The organism is Rhodococcus sp. OK519, from assembly GCF_003051005.1.
In the GTDB taxonomy this organism is placed as follows: domain Bacteria; phylum Actinomycetota; class Actinomycetes; order Mycobacteriales; family Mycobacteriaceae; genus Prescottella.
The window spans coordinates 114,279-137,529 of sequence record NZ_QAOW01000006.1; the positions used below are offsets into that span (position 1 = coordinate 114,279).

21 protein-coding genes and 3 tRNA genes are annotated in these 23,251 nt (G+C 67.9%); 12 read left to right on the forward strand and 12 right to left on the reverse strand.

The features are described 5' to 3' along the window. Window positions 1-24 precede the first annotated feature (24 nt). The gene (locus C8K36_RS16645) at window positions 25-666 is read right to left on the reverse strand and encodes a DUF998 domain-containing protein (protein WP_107985633.1); all 642 of its coding nucleotides are present in this window, start codon (window positions 664-666) and stop codon (window positions 25-27) included. A gap of 251 nt (window positions 667-917) precedes the next feature. Between C8K36_RS16645 and C8K36_RS16650 the strand changes: the two genes are divergently transcribed. Continuing rightward, the gene (locus C8K36_RS16650) at window positions 918-1,382 is read left to right on the forward strand and encodes a hypothetical protein (protein WP_107985634.1); all 465 of its coding nucleotides are present in this window, start codon (window positions 918-920) and stop codon (window positions 1,380-1,382) included. Window positions 1,383-1,473: 91 nt separating this feature from the next. Here C8K36_RS16650 and C8K36_RS16655 read toward each other — a convergent pair. After that, window positions 1,474-1,556, reverse strand: a tRNA-Leu gene (locus tag C8K36_RS16655). Between the two features lie 197 nt (window positions 1,557-1,753). Between C8K36_RS16655 and C8K36_RS16660 the strand changes: the two genes are divergently transcribed. The 7 genes from C8K36_RS16660 (at window position 1,754) to pknB (ending at window position 11,302) form a co-directional block, all read left to right on the forward strand. Next, window positions 1,754-3,019, forward strand: a complete 1,266-nt coding sequence (locus tag C8K36_RS16660; protein WP_107985635.1) for a DUF3662 and FHA domain-containing protein — start codon at window positions 1,754-1,756, stop codon at window positions 3,017-3,019. Window positions 3,020-3,182: 163 nt separating this feature from the next. Continuing rightward, the gene (locus C8K36_RS16665) at window positions 3,183-3,650 is read left to right on the forward strand and encodes an FHA domain-containing protein FhaB/FipA (protein WP_107985636.1); all 468 of its coding nucleotides are present in this window, start codon (window positions 3,183-3,185) and stop codon (window positions 3,648-3,650) included. Then, the gene (locus tag C8K36_RS16670) at window positions 3,647-5,068 is read left to right on the forward strand and encodes a PP2C family protein-serine/threonine phosphatase (RefSeq protein ID WP_107985637.1); all 1,422 of its coding nucleotides are present in this window, start codon (window positions 3,647-3,649) and stop codon (window positions 5,066-5,068) included. The genes C8K36_RS16665 and C8K36_RS16670 overlap by 4 nt, the downstream gene beginning before the upstream one ends. Continuing rightward, the gene (locus C8K36_RS16675) at window positions 5,068-6,510 is read left to right on the forward strand and encodes an FtsW/RodA/SpoVE family cell cycle protein (RefSeq protein ID WP_107985638.1); all 1,443 of its coding nucleotides are present in this window, start codon (window positions 5,068-5,070) and stop codon (window positions 6,508-6,510) included. Before C8K36_RS16670 ends, C8K36_RS16675 begins: the two co-directional genes overlap by 1 nt. Further along, window positions 6,507-7,994, forward strand: a complete 1,488-nt coding sequence (locus C8K36_RS16680; protein ID WP_107985639.1) for a peptidoglycan D,D-transpeptidase FtsI family protein — start codon at window positions 6,507-6,509, stop codon at window positions 7,992-7,994. Before C8K36_RS16675 ends, C8K36_RS16680 begins: the two co-directional genes overlap by 4 nt. Window positions 7,995-7,997: 3 nt before the next feature. Beyond that, the gene (locus tag C8K36_RS16685) at window positions 7,998-9,374 is read left to right on the forward strand and encodes a serine/threonine-protein kinase (RefSeq protein ID WP_107985640.1); all 1,377 of its coding nucleotides are present in this window, start codon (window positions 7,998-8,000) and stop codon (window positions 9,372-9,374) included. Continuing rightward, complete coding sequence (gene pknB, locus C8K36_RS16690) at window positions 9,371-11,302, forward strand: Stk1 family PASTA domain-containing Ser/Thr kinase (protein ID WP_107985641.1); 1,932 nt, start codon at window positions 9,371-9,373, stop codon at window positions 11,300-11,302. The genes C8K36_RS16685 and pknB overlap by 4 nt, the downstream gene beginning before the upstream one ends. A gap of 24 nt (window positions 11,303-11,326) precedes the next feature. Here the strand turns inward: pknB and C8K36_RS16695 are convergent, their stop codons facing one another. Next, on the reverse strand, window positions 11,327-11,992 hold the full coding sequence (locus C8K36_RS16695; RefSeq protein WP_107985642.1) for an aminodeoxychorismate/anthranilate synthase component II: 666 nt from the start codon (window positions 11,990-11,992) through the stop codon (window positions 11,327-11,329). A 30-nt stretch (window positions 11,993-12,022) separates the two neighbouring features. Then, window positions 12,023-12,787, reverse strand: coding sequence for a DUF881 domain-containing protein (locus C8K36_RS16700; protein WP_107985643.1), 765 nt, complete (start codon window positions 12,785-12,787; stop codon window positions 12,023-12,025). Between the two features lie 167 nt (window positions 12,788-12,954). Here C8K36_RS16700 and crgA point away from each other — a divergent pair, with 167 nt between their 5' ends. Continuing rightward, window positions 12,955-13,218 (forward strand): cell division protein CrgA, encoded by a 264-nt coding sequence (gene crgA, locus C8K36_RS16705; RefSeq protein WP_107985644.1) that lies wholly within the window; start codon window positions 12,955-12,957, stop codon window positions 13,216-13,218. 107 nt (window positions 13,219-13,325) lie between these two features. After that, the gene (locus C8K36_RS16710; protein ID WP_107985645.1) at window positions 13,326-13,796 is read left to right on the forward strand and encodes a PH domain-containing protein; all 471 of its coding nucleotides are present in this window, start codon (window positions 13,326-13,328) and stop codon (window positions 13,794-13,796) included. Window positions 13,797-13,803: 7 nt separating this feature from the next. Here C8K36_RS16710 and C8K36_RS16715 read toward each other — a convergent pair whose 3' ends face one another. Beyond that, a complete protein-coding gene (locus C8K36_RS16715; protein WP_107985646.1) occupies window positions 13,804-14,769 on the reverse strand; it encodes a rhomboid family intramembrane serine protease in 966 nt (321 codons plus the stop codon). Between the two features lie 10 nt (window positions 14,770-14,779). Continuing rightward, window positions 14,780-15,301 (reverse strand): peptidylprolyl isomerase, encoded by a 522-nt coding sequence (locus C8K36_RS16720; protein ID WP_107985647.1) that lies wholly within the window; start codon window positions 15,299-15,301, stop codon window positions 14,780-14,782. Between the two features lie 57 nt (window positions 15,302-15,358). Between C8K36_RS16720 and C8K36_RS24855 the strand changes: the two genes are divergently transcribed. After that, entirely contained in the window at window positions 15,359-15,532 is a 174-nt protein-coding gene (locus C8K36_RS24855; RefSeq protein ID WP_181319607.1) for a hypothetical protein, read from the forward strand. A 3-nt stretch (window positions 15,533-15,535) separates the two neighbouring features. On the opposite strand, the gene C8K36_RS16730 is transcribed toward C8K36_RS24855, so the two are convergent. Together C8K36_RS16730 and C8K36_RS16735 are read right to left on the reverse strand one after the other, a co-directional pair. Beyond that, window positions 15,536-16,795: a lipase family protein gene (locus C8K36_RS16730; RefSeq protein ID WP_107985649.1), complete on the reverse strand. Its 1,260-nt coding sequence runs from the start codon at window positions 16,793-16,795 to the stop codon at window positions 15,536-15,538. A gap of 41 nt (window positions 16,796-16,836) precedes the next feature. Next, window positions 16,837-18,102 (reverse strand): TetR/AcrR family transcriptional regulator, encoded by a 1,266-nt coding sequence (locus tag C8K36_RS16735; protein WP_258195459.1) that lies wholly within the window; start codon window positions 18,100-18,102, stop codon window positions 16,837-16,839. Between the two features lie 688 nt (window positions 18,103-18,790). Here C8K36_RS16735 and C8K36_RS16745 point away from each other — a divergent pair. Further along, window positions 18,791-19,165, forward strand: coding sequence for a nuclear transport factor 2 family protein (locus tag C8K36_RS16745; protein WP_107985652.1), 375 nt, complete (start codon window positions 18,791-18,793; stop codon window positions 19,163-19,165). Between the two features lie 156 nt (window positions 19,166-19,321). Here C8K36_RS16745 and C8K36_RS16750 read toward each other — a convergent pair. From C8K36_RS16750 to gyrA, 4 genes are all read right to left on the reverse strand, one after another. Beyond that, window positions 19,322-19,394 (reverse strand) — tRNA-Ala (locus C8K36_RS16750). Between the two features lie 167 nt (window positions 19,395-19,561). Further along, window positions 19,562-19,635, reverse strand: a tRNA-Ile gene (locus C8K36_RS16755). A gap of 74 nt (window positions 19,636-19,709) precedes the next feature. Then, entirely contained in the window at window positions 19,710-20,711 is a 1,002-nt protein-coding gene (locus C8K36_RS16760; RefSeq protein WP_107985653.1) for a DUF3566 domain-containing protein, read from the reverse strand. Beyond that, a complete protein-coding gene (gene gyrA / locus C8K36_RS16765) occupies window positions 20,712-23,222 on the reverse strand; it encodes a DNA gyrase subunit A (protein ID WP_107985654.1) in 2,511 nt (836 codons plus the stop codon). It abuts the gene before it with no gap. Window positions 23,223-23,251 lie beyond the last annotated feature (29 nt).

The following is a 23,251-nucleotide window of genomic DNA, read 5'->3' on the forward strand; positions in this document are numbered from 1 at the left end:
GTTTGTGTTGTCAGCCTAGATGTTTCACAGACCGCGCCGCAGGCTGAGCGCGTACACCGTGACCCACGTGAACGCGATCAGCCCGGTCACCGCGATCTGGACACTCGATTCGGAGGGCGACATCGGCAGCAACAGCACCAGCGCGGTCGCACCGTGGCCGACGGCTGCCCACACCCGCCGACGCCGGATCGCACGGACGAGCAATGCGATGCACGCTGCGGCGAGGGCGACGAACGACAGCGTGGCAGCGACCGTATGGACGACACCGTGCCACGACATCTCGACCGCGCCGGCCGGTGCGCCGAGCGGAAAGCCGTTCTGCGGGTCCATCGGAAAGCATCCGGCGACGACGAATCCCGCCCCGAAGACGGCGAGGAACACGGGTGCGACCCGCGAGCCGACGCCACTTCTCACAACTCGGCGGTGCGCGACCGCCAGCGCGAGCGCGCCGAGACCCGCCAGCACGAAGGTGGCGGACTGGATCCAGCCGTACTCGCCTGCCGCGAGCTGACTGAGCGGATGAACGCGAAGGTCGAACCCGTCCCGGCTCAGTGCCTGCACTGTGGAAGAGACGTAGAAGATCGGGCCGGCGATCGTGGCGGCGCCGAGCAGGGTCGGCGTTCGGGCGCCGATTCGCTGTGTCTCGCGGATCGTTTCGGTGACCATGCTGACCTCCAGATGTCGGGGCGTCCGCCGGCCGGGACCGGACGGCGTTCACGGACACCACGGAGCCGACACCGACGGTTCGACATCGGCGGTTCGACATCGGCGGTTCGACATCGGCGGTTCGACATCGGCGCCGAAGAATCTTCGACCGATCTTCTTCGCGCCCGGACGTCGAGAACGCGGCGGCCGCTCCGTGGTCCCGATGAGAGCAGCCACCGCGGCGCTACTCCGAAGCAGACGAGGAGCACACCATGAGCGACATCACCACCACCGGCAACGACGTCTTCGATCAGAACGAGCAGGCGCAGCCCAGCGACCGGGTTCGCGCACTCGACCGACTCGTCGGCACGTGGGCCGTGACCGGGGGCGCGCAGGGCACCGTGCGGTACGAGTGGATGCCCGGGGGGCACTTCCTCGTCCAGCACGTCGACCTCGAGCAGTACGGCCAGGCCGTCACCGGATTCGAGGTCATCGGGCACCTCCACCCCTTCGGGGAGCCGATGGGCGACGATCTCGTCTCCCGGTTCTACGACTCGGCAGGCAACACCTTCGACTACGTCTACGAACTCGACGGCGATGTCCTCACCATCTGGGCCGGTGCGCACGGCAGCCCGGCGTACTTCCGCGGCACCTTCACCGACGGTGACGGCACGATGACCGGCGACTGGGTCTACCCGGGAGGCGGTGGCTACACCTCGACGATGACGCGGCAGTAGTCCGCGCAAACAAGAACCGCAAACGAAAACGAGGTCACGATCCCTTGCGGGTTCGTGACCTCGTTCTGCGCAGTTCGTGGAACTGCATGTGTGGGCGAAGGGGGACTTGAACCCCCACGTCCCGAAGGACACTGGCACCTGAAGCCAGCGCGTCTGCCATTCCGCCACTCGCCCGAGCGACGCTGAAACACTAGCACGCACTTCTCGGGAACAACGATTCGTGCAGGTAGGGGCCCAAAAACGGCCCTGCAGAGCGGTTAGCCGAACACCCCGGACACGGTGTCCGGATATCATGCAGATGCAGCGGCAGGCGCACTTTGCCGCCGCGACACGCAGACTGACCGCGAACAGACAACAGCAAGGTTCATGCCGTGGGGATCGTTCAACGTTTCGAGCGCAAGCTTCAGGGGGCCGTCGGCGACGCCTTCGCGCGCGTCTTCGGCGGTGGCGTCGTACCGCAGGAAGTGGAAGCCGCTCTGCAGAGAGAGGCCACCGACCGCGTCCAAGAACTGGACGGCGGGCACTACCTGGCCCCCAACAGTTACGTGATCACCGTCAACGAGTCGGATCACGCGAAACTGGCCTCGGATCACGAAATGACCGTGAAGTCTTTCTCGCGACACCTCGAAGGGTTCATCCGAGAACAGGGGTGGCAGACCTACGGTGACATCGACGTCCGTTTCGAGGCGTCACCGACACTGCACACCGGGCAGTTCCGCACTACTGGAACGGTCGATCCGGATGCCCGCAGCGACGACGCCGGCGCATCCGGGCCCGATCGACGGGCCCGACGTGCCCCGACACCCGTTTCACCGACCCCAGGAGCAGGCCCCATGACCCAGAACTCCGGCAACGAACCCGGTCGCGAGCATCGAGACGACCGCGGCACGCGCAACGGCAGCGCCCACCCGGATCAGGCGCAGGGCCCCGATCAGGGCGAATACCAGCAGGACTACCCGCAGGGCGGCTACGCACAGCCTCGCTACGACCAGCAGGCGTACGGCGCGGTTCCGGGTGGCTACCCCCAGGACGCCGGCTACCCCCAGCAGGGTGGCTACGAGCAGCAGGGCGAGTACCAGCAGGGTTACCAGCAGCAGGGCTACGACCAGCAGCAGTACCCGGGTCAGTACCCCGGCTACAACTATGACCAGCAGGGCTACGACCAGGGCTACCAGCAGCAGGGCGAGTACCAGCAGCAGGGCTACGCCGACTACAACTACCAGCAGGGCGACTACCAGCAGCAGGGCGACTACGACCAGGCCGGGTACAACCAGGCGTACACCCAGCAGGGCTACGACCAGGGATACGACAACGGCTACCAGGCCGGCTACACGCCCGAGGCGGGCCGCACGTACACCGCGACACTGCAGCTCGAGGACGGCAGCGGCCGCTTCTACCAGCTGAGGGACGGCAGCAACATCGTCGGACGCGGCCAGGAAGCGCAGTTCCGCCTGCCCGACACCGGCGTCTCCCGCCGCCACTTCGACATCCGGTGGGACGGCCAGGTCGCGATGCTCTCGGACCTGGGCTCCACCAACGGCACCACCGTCAACGGCGCGCCCGTGCAGGACTGGCAGCTCGCCGACGGTGACGTGGTTCGCGCCGGGCACTCGGAAATCCTGGTACGCATCGTCTGACCTCTGCAGACGTCGTACGTCGCGCCTGAATGCCGCATCCCGGACACGGGATGCGGCGAAAGATCATGATCACCGTCGCCGGCTTCCACATATGATGCAGCCAGCTGAAAATGCCCCGGCTGCGCATCCGCGCGGCCGTGCCCCCCGAAGGAGGTGTCGAGCAGTGCAGGGACTGATACTCCAGCTGACGCGAGCAGGCTTCCTGCTGTTGCTCTGGCTCTTCGTCTGGGCAGTGATCAAGACGCTCCGCAGCGACATCTACGCGGGCGTGGGCGGTGCACGCCCGGCCCCACGCTTCACGCGCACGGCGTCGGTGCTCCCGTCCCTCGGCCGCACGAAAGTCGCCAAGAACCTGGTCGTGACGCAGGGCGCGCTGGCCGGAACCCGCATCACGCTGGGTACACAGCCGGTCCTCATCGGGCGCGCCGACGACTCGACGCTCGTGCTCACCGACGACTACGCATCCACGCGACACGCCCGTCTGTCTCCCCGCGGCACCGACTGGTACGTCGAGGATCTGGGCTCCACCAACGGCACCTACCTCGATCGCGCGAAGGTCACCACGGCCGTGCGGGTTCCACTCGGCACGCCGGTTCGCGTCGGCAAGACCGTGATCGAGCTCCGCCCGTGACCCTTGTCCTCCGCTACGCGGCCCGAAGCGACCGCGGTCTCGTCCGCGCGAACAACGAGGACTCCGTGTACGCGGGCGCCCGCCTGCTGGCACTCGCCGACGGCATGGGCGGACACGCGGCCGGGGAGGTCGCCTCGCAGTTGATGATCGCGGCGCTCGCGCACCTCGACGACGACGAACCCGGCGGCGACCTGCTCGGCAAGCTCGAGGCCGCCACCCACGAGGGCAACGCGACCATCGCCGACCACGTGGAAGAGGATCCCGAGCTCGAGGGGATGGGCACCACGCTGACGGCGATCCTGTTCGCGGGCAGCAAGCTGGGCCTGGTCCACATCGGCGATTCGCGGGCCTACCTGCTGCGCGACGACCAGCTCACGCAGATCACCCGCGACGACACGTTCGTGCAGTCCCTCGTCGACGAGGGCCGGATCACGGCGGAGCAGGCGCACACCCATCCCCAGCGTTCGCTCATCATGCGGGCGCTCACCGGCAACGAGATCGAGCCGACGCTCACCGTCCGCGAGGCCCGGGCCGGCGACCGCTACCTGCTGTGCTCGGACGGCTTGTCGGACGTCGTGAGCGACGAGACCATCGCCAATACGATGCGCGAGGGCACCCAGGACGAGTGCGCCGACCGCCTCATCGAGTTGGCGCTGCGTAGCGGCGGACCCGACAACGTCACCGTCATCGTCGCCGACGTCATCGACCTCGACTACGGGCAGAGCCACCCGATCGTCGGCGGCGCCGCGTCCGACGACGACGACGAGGACACCCCGCCCCCGAACACCGCGGCCGGACGGGCGGCGGCGATGCGCCCGCCGCGCGCCACACCCAAGCGAGTGGCCGCGACGCCGGAGACCCCGCCGAAGAAGTCACACAAGCTGCGCTGGACGCTGATCGCGCTCGGTCTGGTGGTCCTGGTCGTCGCGGGGCTCTTCGTGGGCCGCAACATGATCCGCGACTACTACTATGTCGGCGTGTCCGACGACCGGGTGACCGTGCTCCAGGGCATCCCCGGCTCGTTCCTCGGGTACTCGCTGCAGGAGAGCGCGCTCGTCGGCTGTGTCGCCGACGACGGCGCCCTCACCCTCGTCGAACCCGACGCCGCACCCAGCGGATGCCACGTGCTGAAGGTCGACGACCTGCAGCCGTCCGCACGCGAGCAGGTGCGGGCAGGGCTGCCGTCGGGCACGAAGGACGACGCGACCGAGCAGATGCGTCGACTCGCCGCCAACGACGTGCTGCCCCTGTGCACGCCCGAGCCGACACCGACTTCCACACCGACACCGGCACCCGCACCCACCCCGGAGCCGGCACCGCCGGCTCCCGAGGGGGCGGCACCCACCACCGCGGCTCCCCCACCGACGCCCACGCCCGTCGAACAGGTCCCCGGCGTGAATTGCAGGGCCGGTAGCTGATGTCCACGCCCGACGCACCGTTCCCCAGTCCACCCGGCGGTTTCGCACCCCCGCCGACGCAGTCGACTCGGCGGAACACCGAACTGATCCTGATCGGCTGCGCCGTCGCGATCACCACGATCTCGCTCGTGCTGGTCGAGGCCAGCCAGGAGCAGACCATCACGTGGGATCTGGCGAAGTACGCGCTCACCTACACCGCGGTGTTCGTCGTCGCGCATCTCGCGGTGCGTCGGTACGCGCCGTACGCGGATCCCCTGCTGCTGCCGATCGTCGCGCTGCTCAACGGACTCGGGCTGGTGCTGATCCACCGTCTCGATCTCGCCGACGCAGAGAACGCGGTGTACCAGGGGCTCCCGATCCCGTCACCGGACGCCAACCAGCAGGTGCTGTGGACCGCACTGGCGATCGGCGGATTCGTCGCGGTGCTGATTCTGCTGCGTGACTACCGACTCCTGGCGCGCTACAGCTACACCGTCGGCCTGGCCGGTCTGGTGCTTCTGGCGATCCCGGCGCTGCTGCCGTCCCGGTTCTCCGAGGTCAACGGCGCCAAGATCTGGATTCGGCTGCCCGGGTTCAGCATCCAGCCGGGCGAGTTCGCGAAGATCCTGCTGATCATCTTCTTCGCCGCGGTGCTGGTCGCCAAGCGTGACCTGTTCACCACCGCCGGCCGCCACTTCCTCGGCATGGATCTGCCCCGAGCCCGCGACCTGGGCCCGATCCTCGTGGCCTGGATCGTCTCGGTCGCCATCATGGTGTTCGAGAAGGATCTCGGCACGTCGCTGCTGGTCTTCGGCACCGTGCTGGTGATGCTCTACATCGCGACCGAGCGTGCCGGGTGGCTGTTGATCGGCGGCGCCCTGCTCGTCGTCGGATTCTTCATCGCGTACCAGATGTTCGGGCACGTCCGGGTGCGCGTGGACACGTGGCTCGACCCGCTCGGCGACTACCAGAACACCGGCTATCAGATCTCGCAGTCGCTGTTCGGCCTGGCCACCGGCGGGATCGCCGGCACCGGTCTGGGCAGCGGACGCCCGTCGCAGGTGCCGTTCGCGAAGACCGACTTCATCGTCGCCGCGATCGGTGAGGAGCTGGGCCTCATCGGACTGGCCGCGGTACTGATGCTCTTCCTGATCCTGGTGGTCCGCGGCCTGCGCACCGCCCTCGCCGTCCGGGACAGCTTCGGCAAACTGCTCGCGGCCGGGCTGTCGTTCACGATCGCGATCCAGGTGTTCGTGGTCGTCGGCGGCGTCACCAAGCTGATCCCGCTGACGGGTCTGACCACGCCGTTCGTCTCGTACGGCGGATCATCGCTCCTTGCGAACTACCTGTTGTTGGCGCTGCTGATGAAGATCTCGGACGCCGCCCGCACGCCCGCCGCACCCAAGAAGAAGGGGCCCGCGCCCATCGCGGACGCCCCGACGGAAATGCTGGGTCGCCAATGAACACTCCCCTCCGCCGCGTCGCGCTCGCCGTCATGGTGATGGTTGTCGCGCTGCTCGCCAACGCCACCTACGTGCAGGTCATCAAGGCCGACGACCTGCGCGGCGATCCGCGCAACTCGCGGGTGCTGCTCGACGAGTACTCGCGTCAGCGTGGGCAGATCTCCGCGGGCGGACAGGTGCTCGCGTCGTCGGTTCCCACCGACGACCGCTACAAGTACCTGCGCGTGTACCCGCCTAATCCGGCGGCGCCGTCGAGCCCTTTCGCGAACGCCCCGGTCACCGGCTTCTACTCGATGCACTACGGCAGCGCCGGACTCGAGAAGGCCGAGGACCAGGTCCTCAACGGCTCCGACAATCGCCTGTTCAGCAAGCGGTTCTTCGACCTGGTGTCGGGTCGCGACCCGCGCGGCGGCAACGTGATCAGCACGATCGACCCGGTGATGCAGCAGGTCGCCTACGACGAACTGACCGCGAAGGGCTACACCGGTTCGGTCGTCGCGATCGAACCGAGCACCGGCAACATCCTCGCGATGGCCAGCACGCCCAGCTACGACCCCAACACGCTGTCGAGCCACGACGGCGCCGAGACGTCCGCGGCCTGGGACGAACTGAACTCCGATCCGGACAAGCCGATGCTCAACCGTGCGGTGTCCGCGACCTACCCGCCGGGGTCGACGTTCAAGGTCGTCGTGACGGCGGCCGCGCTGGAGAACGGCGCGAACCCGGACGAGCAGTTGACCGCGGCACCCAACATCACCCTGCCCGGCACCAGCACGACGCTCGAGAACTACAACGGCTCCACGTGCGGCGGCGGGCCGACGGCGTCGCTGCGGGAGGCGTTCGCGCGCTCGTGCAACACCGCGTTCGTCGAACTCGGTATCCGCACCGGATCCGACGCACTCGCCGAGCAGTCGCAGGCCTTCGGCATCGGACCCGGCACCCCGGGCATCCCGATCCCGGTCGCGGACAGCACGATCGGTTCCATCCCCGACGATGCGGCGCTCGGACAGTCGAGCATCGGTCAGCGTGACGTCGCGCTGACGCCGCTACAGAACGCGGAGATCGCCGCGACCATCGCCAACGGCGGTATGCGGATGGAATCGCACCTGGTGTCGCAGCTGCAGGGGCCGGACCTGTCGAACCTGGCGACCACCACACCCAAGTCGGTGGGCCGGGCCATCTCTCCCGAGGTCGCGGCGACGCTGACCCAGTTGATGATCGGCTCGGAGAACAACACGGCCGGCCAGGGCAAGATCCCCGGCGTGCAGATCGCCTCCAAGACCGGTACCGCCGAACACGGCAGCGACCCGCGCAACACCCCGCCGCACGCCTGGTACATCGGCTTCGCGCCCGCACAGAATCCGACGGTCGCGATCGCGGTCATCGTGGAGGACGGCGGTGACCGCGCACTCGCCGCGACCGGCGGCTCCGTCGCGGCACCGATCGGACGAGCCGTCATCGCGGCCGGATTGCAGAGGGGTTGAGCCATGTCGTTGACGAACGGATCGGTGATCGGCGGCCGCTACCGCCTGCAGCGGCTGATCGCGACCGGCGGCATGGGCCAGGTGTGGGAGGCCACCGACGGGCGCTTGGACCGACGCGTCGCGGTGAAGGTGCTCAAGGCCGAGTTCTCGTCGGATCCCGAGTTCGTCGAGCGGTTCCGCATCGAGGCCCGCACCACCGCGCAGCTGAACCATCCGGGCATCGCCGGCGTGTACGACTACGGCGAGACCCGTGACGAGGCCGGCGCCAACCTCGCGTACCTGGTGATGGAACTGGTGGCAGGGGAGCCGCTCAACGCGGTGCTCGCGCGCGTGGGCCGCCTGTCGATTCCGCATGCCCTCGACATGCTCGAGCAGACCGGGCGCGCGCTGCAGGCCGCTCATTCGGCGGGCGTCGTGCACCGTGACGTCAAGCCCGGCAACATCCTCATCACCCCGACCGGACAGGTGAAGATCACCGACTTCGGCATTGCGAAGGCCGTCGACGCGTCGCCGGTGACCCGCACCGGAATGGTGATGGGCACCGCGCAGTACATCGCGCCGGAGCAGGCGCTGGGCCAGGAGGCGAGCGCCGCCAGCGACGTGTACTCGCTCGGCGTCGTCGGCTACGAGGCGCTGTCGGGGCGGCGACCGTTCGGTGGCGGCGGCACCCTGACGGTGGCGATGAAGCACGTGCAGGAACCGCCGGAGCCGATGCCCGCCGACCTGCCGGCGCCGATCCGCGAACTGATCGACATCACGCTGACGAAGGACCCGGCCGGGCGCTACGCGAACGGCGGCGAGTTCGCCGACGCGGTGGCCGCCGTCCGCGCAGGCCATCAGCCGCCACCGCCGGGCCGGGTGCCCACCGCGGGGGCCCGGATGGTTCCGCCGGCGGCCGCGACCGCGATGATGTCGACGCAGCAGCAGCGCAGCTTCGACGACGGCAACGGGGGCAACGGGGGCGGTGACGGCGCCGACGACGGCACCGGGCAGTCCGGCGGCTGGACCAGCGGCCAGAAGGCGGTGGCATGGGCCGGCGGCGGTCTGCTGACCCTCGCGGCGATCGTCGCACTCGGACTCATGTTGTTCGGTGGCGGATCGGACAGTCCGTCCACACCGCCCGTCGTCACGACGACGTCGAAGGCGCCGGTGACCACCACGCGGACGACACCGCCGAGGATTACGACCACCACCACGGTGCCGCCCACGACGACCACCACCACCACGGTGCCGCCCACGACGACCACCACCACCACGGTGCCGCCGACCACGACGACCACCACACCGCCGCGGACGACGACGACCACGACAACGGCTCCGCCGACCACGACCACCACGACGGCCGCGACCACCACCACGGCCACGCAAGGACAGCCATGACGACACCGCGTAATCTCTCCTCCCGGTACGAGCTGGGCGAGATTCTCGGCTTCGGCGGCATGTCCGAGGTGCACCTGGGCCGGGACCTGCGGCTCAGCCGCGATGTGGCCATCAAGGTGCTGCGCGCCGACCTGGCGCGCGACCCCACGTTCTACCTGCGATTCCGCCGTGAGGCGCAGAATGCAGCGGCGCTGAACCATCCGGCGATCGTCGCGGTGTACGACACCGGGGAGGCCGAGACCGACGCCGGCCCGCTGCCGTACATCGTGATGGAGTACGTGGACGGCGACACGCTGCGCGACATCATCCGTACCGAGGGGCCGATGGCGCCGCGGCGGGCGATGGAGGTCATTGCCGACGTCTGCGCGGCGCTGGACTTCAGCCACCGCAACGGCATCGTGCACCGCGACATGAAGCCCGCCAACATCATGATCAACCGTGCGGGCGCGGTGAAGGTGATGGACTTCGGTATCGCACGGGCGATCTCCGACAGTTCCAGTCCCATGACGCAGACCGCCGCGGTGATCGGCACGGCGCAGTACCTGTCGCCGGAGCAGGCGCGCGGCGAGCAGGTTGACGCCCGCTCGGACGTCTACTCGCTCGGCTGCGTGCTGTACGAGCTTCTCACCGGCGAACCGCCGTTCAAGGGTGATTCCCCGGTTGCGGTGGCCTACCAGCATGTTCGGGAGGATCCGAAGCAGCCGTCCCAGGTGAATCCTGGGGTGCCGCTGGCGCTCGACTCGGTGATCCTCAAGGCGATGAGCAAGAACCCTGCCAACCGGTACCAGAGCGCCGCCGAGATGCGCAGCGACCTGGTGCGGGTACTCGGCGGACAGCGCCCGAGTGCACCGATGGTGATGTCCGACGAGGACCGCACCACGATCTTCGGTGCCGTGGACAGCGGTGCGGGCACCGGATCCGGCTACCAGCCCGAGCCGGCCCGCACGTCGACGGTGACCGCAGCACCGGTGGCCGTCCCCGCGGCGGCCCCGCCCAAGAAGCGCAACACCGGACGCAACGTGATGCTGTCGGTCGCCGCTCTCGTCGTGGTCGGCATCATCGGGGCGTTCATCTGGTCGCTGGTGGCCAACCCGGCGAAGGTGGATGTGCCGAACGTCGCCGGGATGACCGCGCAGTCGGCCGAGGCGCAGCTGCGGAACCTGAACCTCGACACGAGCATCCAGACGCGGCCGGACGCGGTGGTCGCGGAGGGCAACGTCATCGCGACGACGCCGGCGGCCGGGTCGTCGGTGAGCGAGAAGAGCACGGTCACGCTGCAGGTGTCGTCGGGCCCGGAACAGGTGCAGGTGCCGAAGCTTTCGGGCCTGACGCGGGACGAGGCGGCGCAGGCACTCAACGCCGTCGGCCTGCTCCTCGACACCCAGGTCGGGCGCGCCCCGTCGGATCCGGGCCAGCTCGACAAGGTAACCACCCAGAATCCGTCCGCGGGCGCGAAGATCAACCTCGATTCTGCGGTGTCGATCACGCTGGGTTCCGGACCGGAGCAGGTGCGGGTGCCGAACGTCATCGGTCAGACCATCGACATCGCGCAACCGAACATCGAGGGTGCCGGCTTCAAGGTGCAGGTCGAGACCGTCGATTCGAGCAAGCCCGAGGGCCAGGTCCTCTCGACGACGCCCTCGGGTGGATCGACGGCCGCCAAGGGCGACGTCATCACCGTGCAGGTGTCGAACGGCAAGCAGTTCACGATGCCCGCCCTCACCGAGATGTCGGTGTCGCAGGCACTGGAAGCGCTGCGCAAGGCCGGCTGGACGGGGTCGTCGAACCAGTTGGCGCAGACGCGGCAGTCGACGCTCGACGCCACCCTGGTGGGCAAGATCCTCGGGCAGCAGCAGCCGGCCGGCAGCGACGTCGCGAAGAACGCGCCGCTGACGGTGATGGTCGGCGAACTGGGCATCCCGCGCTGACGACGACGGCGCGGGCGCCGGGGATCAGCGCGTGAGCGCGTCGCCCAGCGCCCGTGCCACCTCGTCCTCGAGGGTCGCGACGAGCGTCTCGCTCGGGGCCTGACCGCACTCGCCGAGCCAGTTCGCGAGCATCCGGTGCCCGCCCTGGGTCAGGACCGACTCCGGATGGAACTGGACGCCGTGGATGGGCAGTTCGCGGTGCCGCATCGCCATCACGATGCCGCTGTCGGTGTGGGCGGTGACCTCCAGCTCGTCCGGAATCGTGTCCGGGATGACGGTGAGCGAGTGGTAGCGGGTGGCCGTGAACGGGTCGGGCAGGCCGGCGAGGACGCCACGGCCCGTGTGGTGCACGGTGCTGGTCTTGCCGTGCAGCAGTTCCGGCGCCCGGTCGACGGTGGCGCCGAACGCGGCACCGATCGCCTGGTGTCCCAGGCACACGCCCAGCAGCGGGGTCTTCGCCTCGGCACACGCTCCGACCAGCGGCATCGTCGCGCCGGCACGCTGCGGGGTTCCCGGGCCGGGGCTGAGCAGGATGCCGTCGAAGTCGGCTGCGGCGGCCGCGATTGCGGCGTCACCGGTCAGTCGCGGATCGTCGTTGCGCCACACTTCGGCGTTCGTCCCGAGCTGGCCCAGGTACTGCACCAGGTTGAACACGAAGCTGTCGTAGTTGTCGACGACCAGAATGCGCATGAGTGAAGGGTAATGCGCAGTACGTTCCCGCTACTCGACCGGTCGCGCGTATTCGGTGTTCAACTGACCGGTGTACGCCGGCACGGTCAGGTTGCCGGACTCCTGCTGGGTGTACCCGAGGCCGTAGCGCACCGCGTACTGCTTGAACGTCTTGATGCCGGGCTCGTTCGCGAGGGTTGCCGCGAGCCGCGCCGGATCGCCGATCGCGGTCACCACGTACGGCGGGCTGTATGTGCGTCCGTGCAGGAGCAGGGTGTTTCCGATGCAGCGTGGGGCCGACGTGTTCACGATCCGCTGGTCCTGCATCGCGATCGCCTCGGCGCCACCGGTCCACAGCGCGTTGAGCACGCTCTGCACGTCCTGCTGGTGGACGACGAGGTCGTCGGGCGACGCACCCGCCGGATACTTGCCGTCGGCATCGCGCGGGGCGTCGGTGAGGGTCACGACGACGCCCGGTCCGCTGAGTTCGGTCAGCCCGGCGGCGTCGGCGAGCGCGCGGGTCTCGGCGAGCACTTCCGCAACCCGGCTGTCGGTGCTCGCGGCGTTCTCCTGCAGTTCCTCGACCTGGGCAGCCAGGGCGTCCCGACTGCTCGCGGCCCGGTCCACCTCGGCCTGTGCCTGCCGGACCAGATCGGACAGGCGCGTGGAGTCGGCGGCGCGGATCTCGTTGCCGTGGGACACCTCGCGGGTGGTCGCGATCAGCAGTCCCGCGACCAGGCAGACGACGAGGACGGCGATCGACCAGACTCCGAACGGCGGGCGGGCCCGTTGCGGCTTGTCTCCGACGTCCGACACCCTCGATCACCACTCCTCACCACGGACAATCGGTGCGTGACCGGTCCTGGCTGCGTTCGTTTGAGTTAGCGTGTACTCACAGCAGGTTAGGTGCGAATCTACCCTGACGGCCCGGACGGCTCCGGGCATCGTGCTCGCGTTATCCATCCACACGAAACAAGGACGTCATGCCGAAGTCGAAGGTCCGGAAGAAGACCGATTACACGATCAATCCCGCGAACCGTACGCCGATGAAGGTGAAGGCGGGTCCGTCGAGCGTCTTGTACGTGTCGGTGATGCTCGGTTTCATGCTCGTCGGCCTGGTGTGGCTGATTGTGAATTACCTCGCGGGCGAGGACCTCGCATGGATGAACAACCTGGGGGGATACAACTTCCTCATCGGCTTCGGATTCATGGTCGTGGGCCTGATCATGACGATGCGGTGGCGGTGACCTGCTATTTCTCCGGAGAGGCGGCGTTATCCCCAGCCGCCAATTACACACGTGTTATTCATCCCCAATGTGGATAACTCCTGTGGATAACAGGGGTAGTTGTGCACATGCCTGAGGATGAAATTGATCATGGACCGTCTCTCGAGTGGTCCACACCGCTCGGCGCGGTGGTGGCTCTGGCCGCAGGCGGCGTCGTACTGATCGTCGCCGGCCTGCTGCTCGGCCTCGACGCCCCCGGACGTTTCCTCGTGGTCCTGGCCGCGCTCGGAATGTTCGTGCTCGCGTTCCTCGGCGGTCGGCAGCGACCGAAACTGGCGATCGTGCAGGACGGGCAGACGCCCGCCCTCGCAGCGACCCGACTGACGGGGCGCCGCGTCTACGGACGCGACGGCATCGACCGTATCCGGGTCGTCCGGTACCCCCGACTGGGTCGGCGTGTGCCGATGCTCGAGATCGACGCCGTCGATCCCGATGGCACCGAGCGTCTGCTGATCTTCGGACGCTGGGACCTGGGCGTCGATCCGACGGTGGTGTTCGACGCCCTGTCCGTGCACGGACTGGTGCCGCCCGAGAACTGACCTGCGGCTACGCGAAGCCCAATTCGTCGCGCAGCATCACGGTGCGCAGCACGATCAGCCCGACAACTACGACGGCGACGGTCGCCAGACCGGCCCAGCTCAATTGTCGCGCCCGGGCGACGCCTCCCGGGGTCCGCTGCCCGGTCGGCGCGTACACCAGCACCGCGGTCGCGGCGGCACCGGCCACGAGGCCACCCATGTGGCCCCACAGGGAGATCCCGGGCACCGTCAGGCTGATGACCACGTTGAGGCCGATCACGGTGAGGACCGGCGTGGCGCTTCGACGCATCCGAAGCAGCAGGACAGCTTGGGCGCCCATGATGCCGAAAATCGCGCCGGACGCTCCCGCGGTGAACGCACCTGCCGACTCGAACATCAGCGCCGATGCCGATCCGCCGAGGAGCGAGATCATGTAGACCGCGAGGTAGCGACTGCGGCCGAGCACCATCTCGGTGTCGCGGCCCAGCACCCACAGCGCGAACATGTTCACGGCCAGGTGGATGAGACCGAAGTGCAGGAATCCACTACCGATCACCCGGAACCATTCGCCCTGCGCGACGGCGGACGAGTCGAGGACCATCCAACCGAACAGGGGCGAGTCGAATGTCGCCGCACCGGTGAACCGGTTGACGACGCCACCGCCGTTCTCCATGAGCGACCGGGCCTGCAATGCGGTGATCGCGAAGATCAACACATTGAGCGCGATCAGCGCGTAGGTGACGACGGGCGTCGGAAGTTGCGAGCGCACCGCAGCGCCCGCGACGGTGCGGGCCTGCGGTGTGTTCCGCTGGTCCGCGGCGATGCAGTCGACGCACTGATGGCCGACGGACGCCGAACGCAGACAGTCCGGGCAGGCCGGGCGGCCGCAGCGGTTACAGGAGAGGGCAGTGGGTCGATCGGGGTGTCGCACGCACCTCGGCTGAGGTGGCGGGGTGCCCTCGCTCGCCGCACCACCCCAGCCGGGGTTCGTCATTCGAGAGTCCTTACGCGATGGTGATGCTATTGATCACGACGTCGTCGACCGGGCGGTCGCCACGATCCGTCGCGGTGGTGGCGATGGCGTCGACCACCTTCTTCGACTCCTCGTCGAGCACCTCACCGAAGATGGTGTGGCGACGGTTCAGGTGCGGGGTCGGGCCGACGGTGATGAAGAACTGCGAGCCGTTGGTGCCCGGGCCGGCGTTCGCCATGGCCAGCAGGTAGCCGCGGTCGAACTGCAGTTCCGGGTGGAACTCGTCGCCGAACTTATAGCCCGGGCCGCCACGACCGGTGCCGGTCGGGTCGCCGCCCTGGATCATGAAGCCGTCGATGATGCGGTGGAAGACCGAGCCGTCGTAGAACGGACCGGACGCCTCGCCCTTCGCGTTCTGCGTGGAGTATTCCTTGGAACCGTCCGCCAGGCCGACAAAGTTCTCGACGGTCTTCGGCGCGTGGTTACCGAACAGGGCGATCTTGATGTCGCCGCGGTTGGTGTGCAGCGTTGCGGTAGCAGTCTGTGAAGTCACGCCTCTATCGTGCCATTGGCTCGGGGTGGCGTGTGCGAGCTGTGCAAGAGTGGAGTCATGACGCGTGCCAAGAGTGCTTCCGTCCCGTCGTCCGACGGCGGACGACGACGGTTCCTGATCGGTGTCGGGGCGGCCGTCGCCACCGTCGGTGCCGCGGTGTTCGCCCTGACCCGCCGTCCGGAGATGCCGCCGGTGGCCCCCAAGCCCCCGTCGCTGTCCGACCCGCGGTAGCTGTCACAGCGTCCCGCAGGAATTGGGCGCCGGCACCCCGGCGAAGCGGTCGGTGACCCACGTCAGCGATTCGACGATGCCGAGCGGGTACGGGAGCGCGTGGTTGAGGCCCGTCCCGGGACTGATCGGCGGGAGCGTGTTCTCGCTGAGTTGCACCGCTACGCCCTTGCCGCACCAGTCCTTCGCGAGCTGACGCACCTGCCCGTACGGCACGGTGTCGTCGTTGACGGCGGCCTGGATCAGCACGGGTGCGCCAGGTGTCCGGTCGCCGATTCGCTGGGCGGCGAACAGGTCCTGTGCGAGCGGATAGCGGCCGAGGACCGTCGACAGCGGCTCTCCCGTCCGTGTGAACGACTCGCTGCGCTGGAAGCCGTACTTCAGCCGGGTCTCACCGACACACTGGTTCTGCACGTCGGCCAGCAGCTGCCGACCGCGATCGTTCAACTCGGCCTCGATCATCGGTCGCGCCTCGGGATACGACTGCGCCATGCCGTTCAGCGTGTATCCGATCGCCCCGAACAGTGAGGCCCCGTCGATACGGTCCAGTGTGGCGGCCAGGTCGGCGGGCGGCGCCCCGGCGAACGCGCCACGCACGTCGAGTTCGGGCGCGTACTCGGGTTGCAGTTCCACTGCGGCCGCCGACGCGCCGCCGCCCTGTGAGTAACCCCAGAACGCGACCGGGCCGTCGGGCGTGATTCCGGTGCCCGGCAGTCGTTTCGCTGCTCGGGCGGCGTCGAGTACCGCGTGCGCCGACGCCGCCCGGTTCACGTACGTGTGCACCCCATCCGTGCCGAGCCCCTCGAGGTCGGTGAGGACCACCGCGATACCCCGGGACAGAAGGGCATTCACGAACACCACCTCGTACGACGCCACGACATCCGACGGCGGCGTGAACTGGACGACGGTACCGATCGTCTCCGACGGCGCACACTTGTCGCCCTGCCCCTGAGTTCCCGCAGCCATACTGACGAGGGGTCGTGGGCCCGGACCGGTCCACGGCAGCGCCGGGTCGAAGTAGGTACCGGTAACCGCGTTGGCCGTGCCGTGAGTATCGTTGCTGCGATACATGATTCGCGTGGCACTGGCGGGAAAGTTCCCCACCTGCCATGCCAGCGGCATCGACTCTGTCCGGATCAGACCACCGGTCTCGCCGGGGAGTGTCGGCGGTGGTTCGTAGAAGCCCGGAGCGGCATATGCCGCAGGACTCGCGGCAACCACCACACCCACTACTGCCGCCACTGCGGCACAACATTTTCCGATCACACCGACCTCCCCAGCCAAGATGTCCGATCAGTCCACTGCTGCTACTTCGGAGACGCGCCCCACAGAACGGTCTCGAGGTTGTATCGCGTCAGTCGATCGACCGACACCCGCGGCAGAGTGTGCGTCGACCACAGGAGTTCGCCCATGCACTGGAACACCAGGCGGCTCGAACCGGGGATGGTGATGCTGCCGTCACGCACCCCGGCCGCGAAGGCGCGGTCCCACACGCGCAACAGCTTCCGTCCGTCGGTCTTGAGGAAGTCGAAGTGTTCCCTGCTGGTGAGCATCGCCCACGACTTGAGGATGGTGATCTCGGCGGCGAAGCGTTTTCCGGCGGCGCTGCGCATCCGGATCAGCGCGTCCACCGTCTCCAGTGGCGTTCCGCCCGCCGCGCCGATCGCCTCGTGGGCCTCCCGCATCCGGGACGAGAAGATCTGCAGGACCGCGACGAGGATGGCCTCCCGCGATTCGAAGTGGTGGTAGAGGCTGCCCTGCGTGAGCCCCACCGCGGTGGCGATGTCGCGGGTCGTCGTCGCGTCGAATCCGCGCTCGGCGAACACGATCCGTGCGGCATCGAGGATTCGGTCCTGCTTGTCCGACAGGTTCACCAGGTCTGCACGATCCCAGGAGGCGATGATCTTGCGGGCCACCTTTGCGGGTTCCGACTCCGAGAGATCATCGTCGGCAGGCTTGCTCGACAGCCCGCCGAACACCAGATCGATGGCGCAGTTCGCCACCTTCCGCGACGAGAAGCCGGTGGGAGAGAGGGTCGCGCTATGGGTGATCGCGACCCGCAGCACCTCGCGAAGGATGCGCGTGTCCACCTCGGGCCGGAGGTATCCGGCGTCTTCGACGTCCCGCACCAGGGTCTGCCACTTCCGTTCCGACCAGCGGGATTCGGCCGTCAGCAGCGCCTCCAACTGCTCATTCTGCGTCTCCGGGATGCCGAGGCACACCTGGAGGGCGCCGGGGTGTCGGGCAGACGCGTCCGCCACCTCGACCGCGAATCGGCGGAGCGCCTCGACCGGCGTATCCGACGGCACCGCTTCCCGCTGGGTGGCGCCGACGATGTCGTCACGGAGATCGGCCACCATCGTCGCGGCGAGCGCCTCCTTCGAATCGAAGTGGTAGTAGAGACTGCCGGCCAACATGCCGGTGTCACTCGCGATGTCCCGCATCGAGGTTCCGGTGTATCCCTTGGCCGCGAACAGATCCGACGCCGCGGCCAGAATTTCCGCGCATTTGTCGGAACGCTCGCGGTGCCCGGCGCCACCATCCGGAACAGGCTGCCTACCAATACGACTCACTGCCACTCCCCCTGTAGAAAGATCATTCTGTCGGGACTGTCGCCATCCCACGTCACATCCCCGGCTCGATCTCGACGCCCCCGAACGTCCCCGAGATCGACACCAGCGTACGGCGGATGCAGTGGCATTCCTGCCCCAACACGTTCTCCGGCACACGATCGCGGGAGCTTCCCGAACGGGTCGCGTGCCACTTCGTCCACCGTCACGCCTTCATTTGAGCGCCGAACGGACGTTCGTGTAGTCGTTTTGCCGGTAATGAACTTGTGTTCATTTTTGACGCCTGGCCTCGAATGACGCCCCTCCGCACCCGAAAGCTACTGGGGATCAGGGGTTCACCCGCGTCGCGACTGCCTGACACAGGGTCGAACCGCCACACGGGGGCCTACCGGTGTGGTGAGCGAAGAGGAGTGCACTACCCGATCTCACGTGCTGCCGGGTCGACCACGCGATCTGTTCCGCTGCCTCGTAGCAGCAGAGTGCCGCCCTCGAGAACCAATGATTCGGTCGGCAACACGGCCACCCGACACGCTTCCTCGCCCGCCCTGACGATCGACAGAGTTCGGCCGTCGTCGTCGAGCGACTGTGCGAGGTTCCGCGCATCCGGTTGCGACGGCCGGATTCCGACCACGTTCCGGTCCCGCTGGGATACCCTCGCGGCTGAAACAGGTTCTACTTTTGGAGGAGCAGCATGGCCGCGTCACCCGAGAGCATCCGCACCACCGTCGAGAGCTACATCAAGGCCGTCGCGACCGGCACCGCCGATGACGTCCTGGCGCTGTACGCGGAGGGCGCCACCGTCGAGGATCCGGTGGGCACCCCGGTTCGCGCCACGCGCGAGTCGATCCACGAGTTCTACGCGATCATCGAGCCGTTCGACCAGGAGGCCGAGCTGGTGACGCTGCGCATCGCGGCCAACACCGCGGCCTTCCACTTCCGCCTGATCACGAAGATGGGCGATCAGACCATCGAGATCGCGCCGATCGACATCATGGAGTTCGACGACGACGGCAAGATCGTCAGCATGCGCGCCGTGTGGGGCCAGGAAGACATGATCACCGGCTGAGCCACCCCTGGCCCTGCTGCACGCGAATTGACGCGCTGCCCGCCCGATTGCGCGCGCGGCAGGCGAGGAGGCGCGCGGCAGGGCCGACCGGGACCACTGGCGCCGGTACAGACGAAAAAAGACGCCGCCCCGGTTCGGGATGGCGTCTTTCGTGTGTGGAGCCTAGGAGATTCGAACTCCTGACATCTGCCTTGCAAAGGCAGCGCTCTACCAACTGAGCTAAGGCCCCGTCTGCACTGCTTCCGGAAAACCGGATTCAGCGACTTGTGACCTCGTGCCAGACGTCCGCGCCGCGTCGCTTGTTGAGCAACTTGGCGAGGCCGAGTGCCACCAGCAATCCGGCTCCTGCGAACAGGACGACCTTCATGTCGGTAACCCTTCGTCGGCACGTGGGAGTGGGCCTAGGAGGACTTGAACCTCCGACCTCTTCGTTATCAGCGAAGCGCTCTAACCGCCTGAGCTATAGGCCCTCGAACCGAGCAGAAGATTACCCCACCGGAGTCGCGGGACCAAAACGGCTCCGGCGGGGCACTGTTTTGCCTGGTCAGTCGGGGTCGGCCAAAGTGACCTGCACGCCGCCGACCAGGTCGGAGCACAGGTTGTAGATGAACGAACCGATCGTCGCGAGAGCTGTGAAAAGGACCACATTCATCAGACCGATCAGCGCCGAGTAACCGAACACCTGGCCGGACGTGACGAGACCCCCGCTGCTCGAGTCCGTGATGATCTCGGTGAAGGCGTTGTTCAGTCGATCCCACACGCCCATGCCGTCGAGCACGACGTACAGCAACCCGACGGCCACCATCCACACGAAGAAGAGCGCCACGGAGATCACCAGCGACACCTTGAGCGTCGACCAGGGATCGACCCGACGAAGCTGGACGGTTGCCCGCAGCGGCTCGCCCTCGTCCGTCACAGCGGCGGTGAGGGCCGTCGGGGAAGCCTTGCGCACGGAAGGCGGCACCGACTGCCGCGGATGCGGAGCCGCGGACAGGTCGGGCATGTCCCTGGCCAGATCGCTCCGGGCGATGCTGCGGGTGGGGCCGTCGATGGCAGCAGCTTTCGCCTTGACAGCCTCCCGGCGATCCGCGGCGGGCGGCTTGGGTGCCGCCGTTCCCGTGACGACAGGCCTCGCGGGCCGCGCATCACTCTGCGGCGGCTTGGGTGCCGCCGTCCCGGTGATGACGGGCCGGGACGACGCCGGCTTACCGGTACCGCCTGGCTTACCGGTACCGCCGGGCTTGGCAGCGCCGTTCGGCGAGGACGGCGAGGACGGCGAGGAGGACGGCGAGGACGGTGACGCCCCCTGCTGCTGTCCCCGCTGCCACGGCGGCGTCTGCACCGGCTTACCGGTGGTCGCGGGCGGCTTCGGTCCACCCTTCCCGTTGCCCTGCGGTCCCGGGGAAGGGGCGGGCGCCGGCTTGCGAGTCGGCCCGGTCGGCTTCTCCGATTTCCCGGGCGCCCCCGCCGCCTCCGGCCGCTTGTCGGCGGCCGGAGGCGGCGGAGACTGAGGCTTGCCGTCTCCGGGCTCGTGGGGAGTGCTCAACTAGGACTCCTTCGCTCCATCGGAACCCGCAGCACCTTCTTCGGGCTCGTCTGCGTTGCGCGCGATCGCGAGCAGGGTGTCACCCTCCCCGAGGTTCATCAACCGCACACCCTTCGTCTGACGGCCGGCCTTACGCACCTGCTTGGCTGCGGTGCGGATGACACCGCCGCCCGAGGTGATCGCGTACAGCTCGTCGTCGTCGTCGACGATGACCGCACCGACAAGGGTGCCACGTTTCGGGTCGTACTGGATGGTGAGAACGCCCTTTCCGCCGCGACCCTGTGCCACGTAGTCCTCGATGGGCGTGCGCTTGGCGTAGCCGCCGGACGTCGCGACCAGCAGGTAGGTGCCCTCCCGGACCACGTTGAGCGAGAGCAGCTCGTCGTCCTGGTTGAACCGCATGCCCTGGACACCCGACGTCGCGCGGCCCATCGGGCGCAGCGCCTCGTCGGTCGCGGCGAAGCGGATCGACTGGCCCTTCGCCGAGACCAGCAGCAGGTCGTCGTCGGACGAGCACAGCACCACGCCGACCAACTCGTCCTCGCCGCGCAGGTTGACGGCAACGATGCCGCCGCTGCGGTTGGAGTCGAAATCGGTGAGCTTGGACTTCTTGACCAGGCCGTTACGGGTCGCGAGCACCAGGTACGGCGCGTCCTCGTAGGTCTTGATCTGGATGATCTGCGCGATCCGCTCGTCCGGCTGGAACGCCAGCAGGTTCGCGACGTGCTGGCCGCGGGCGGTACGGCTGGCCTCGGGCAGCTCGTACGCCTTGGCGCGGTACACGCGACCCTTGGTGGTGAAGAACAGGATCCAGTCATGCGTCGAGCTGACGAAGAAGTGCTTGACCAGGTCGTCCTGCTTGAGCCCGGCGCCCTGCACGCCCTTGCCGCCGCGCTTCTGCGAGCGGTACAGGTCGGTCCGGGTGCGCTTGGCGTAGCCGGTCTCGGTGATCGTGACGACGACGTCCTCGCGCGCGATGAGGTCCTCGTCGGTGACGTCGCCGTCGGCCGCGATGATCCGGGTGCGTCGGTCGTCGCCGTACTTCTCGACGATCTCCGCGAGCTCGTCGCGCACGATCGCACGCTGCCGCTCCGGCTTGGCGAGAATGTCCTTGTAGTCGGCGATTTCGACTTCGATCTCGGCCAACTCGTCGATGATCTTCTGACGCTCGAGAGCGGCCAGGCGACGCAGCTGCATCGCGAGGATCGCGTCGGCCTGGATGTCGTCGACCTCGAGCAGGCCGATCAGGCCGGTGCGGGCGACGTCGACGGTCTGCGACGCACGGATGAGTGCGATGACCTCGTCGAGCGCGTCGAGTGCCTTGACCAGACCACGCAGGATGTGGGCCCGCTCCTCGGCCTTGCGCAGCAGGTAGCGCGTGCGTCGGACGATGACCTCGAGCTGGTGGGTGGTGTACAGCCGGATCATCTGGTCCAGGCGCAGGGTGCGCGGCACCCCGTCGACGATGGACAGCATGTTGCAGCCGAAACTGGTCTGCAGCTGCGAGTGCTTGTAGAGGTTGTTCAGCACCACCTTGGCGACGGCGTCACGCTTGATGACGACGACGATGCGCATGCCGACACGGTCGGACGACTGGTCCTCGATCTTGGAGATGCCGGCGATCTTGCCGTCGCGCACCTGCTCGGCGATCGAGGTGATCAGGTTGTCCGGGTTGACCTGGTACGGCAGCTCGGTGATGACGATCTGCGTGGCACCGCGATCGGATTCCTCGATCTCGACGACACCGCGCATGCGAACCGAACCGCGGCCGGTGCGGTAGGCGTCCTGGATGCCCTGGCCGCCGACGATCAGACCCGAGGTCGGGAAGTCGGGGCCCTTGACCCGCTCCATGACGGCTTCGAGGGTGGCTTCCTCGTCGGCCTCGTGGTTGTCGAGCGCCCAGTAGATGGCCTCGGCGACCTCGCGCAGGTTGTGCGGCGGGATGTTGGTGGCCATACCGACGGCGATACCGCCGGAACCGTTGATCAACAGGTTCGGGATACGGCTCGGCAGAACCGTCGGCTCCTGCGTCTTGCCGTCGTAGTTGGGAACGAAATCGACTGTGTCATGGTCGATTTCGCGCACCATCTCCATGGCGAGCGGCGTCAGGCGGCACTCGGTGTAACGCATCGCAGCCGCGCCGTCGTTGCCGCGGGAACCGAAGTTGCCCTGGCCGTCGACCAGCGGGTAGCGCAGCGACCACGGCTGCGCCATACGCACGAGGGTGTCGTAGATCGAGCTGTCGCCGTGCGGATGGTAGTTACCCATCGTCTCGGCGACCGGGCGCGCGGACTTCACGTAGCCGCGATCCGGGCGATAGCCGTTGTCGTGCATTGCGTACAGCACGCGGCGGTGCACGGGCTTGAGGCCGTCGCGCACGTCGGGCAGGGCGCGGCCCACGATCACGCTCATCGCGTAATCGATGTAGCTGGACTGCATCTCCTGCTGGATGTCGACCGGTTCGACCCGGTCGTGCGACGGTTCCTCGGGGGGCAACGTCGTGTCGGTCATGAGCTCACTTTCTGATCAAAAGTCGTTAA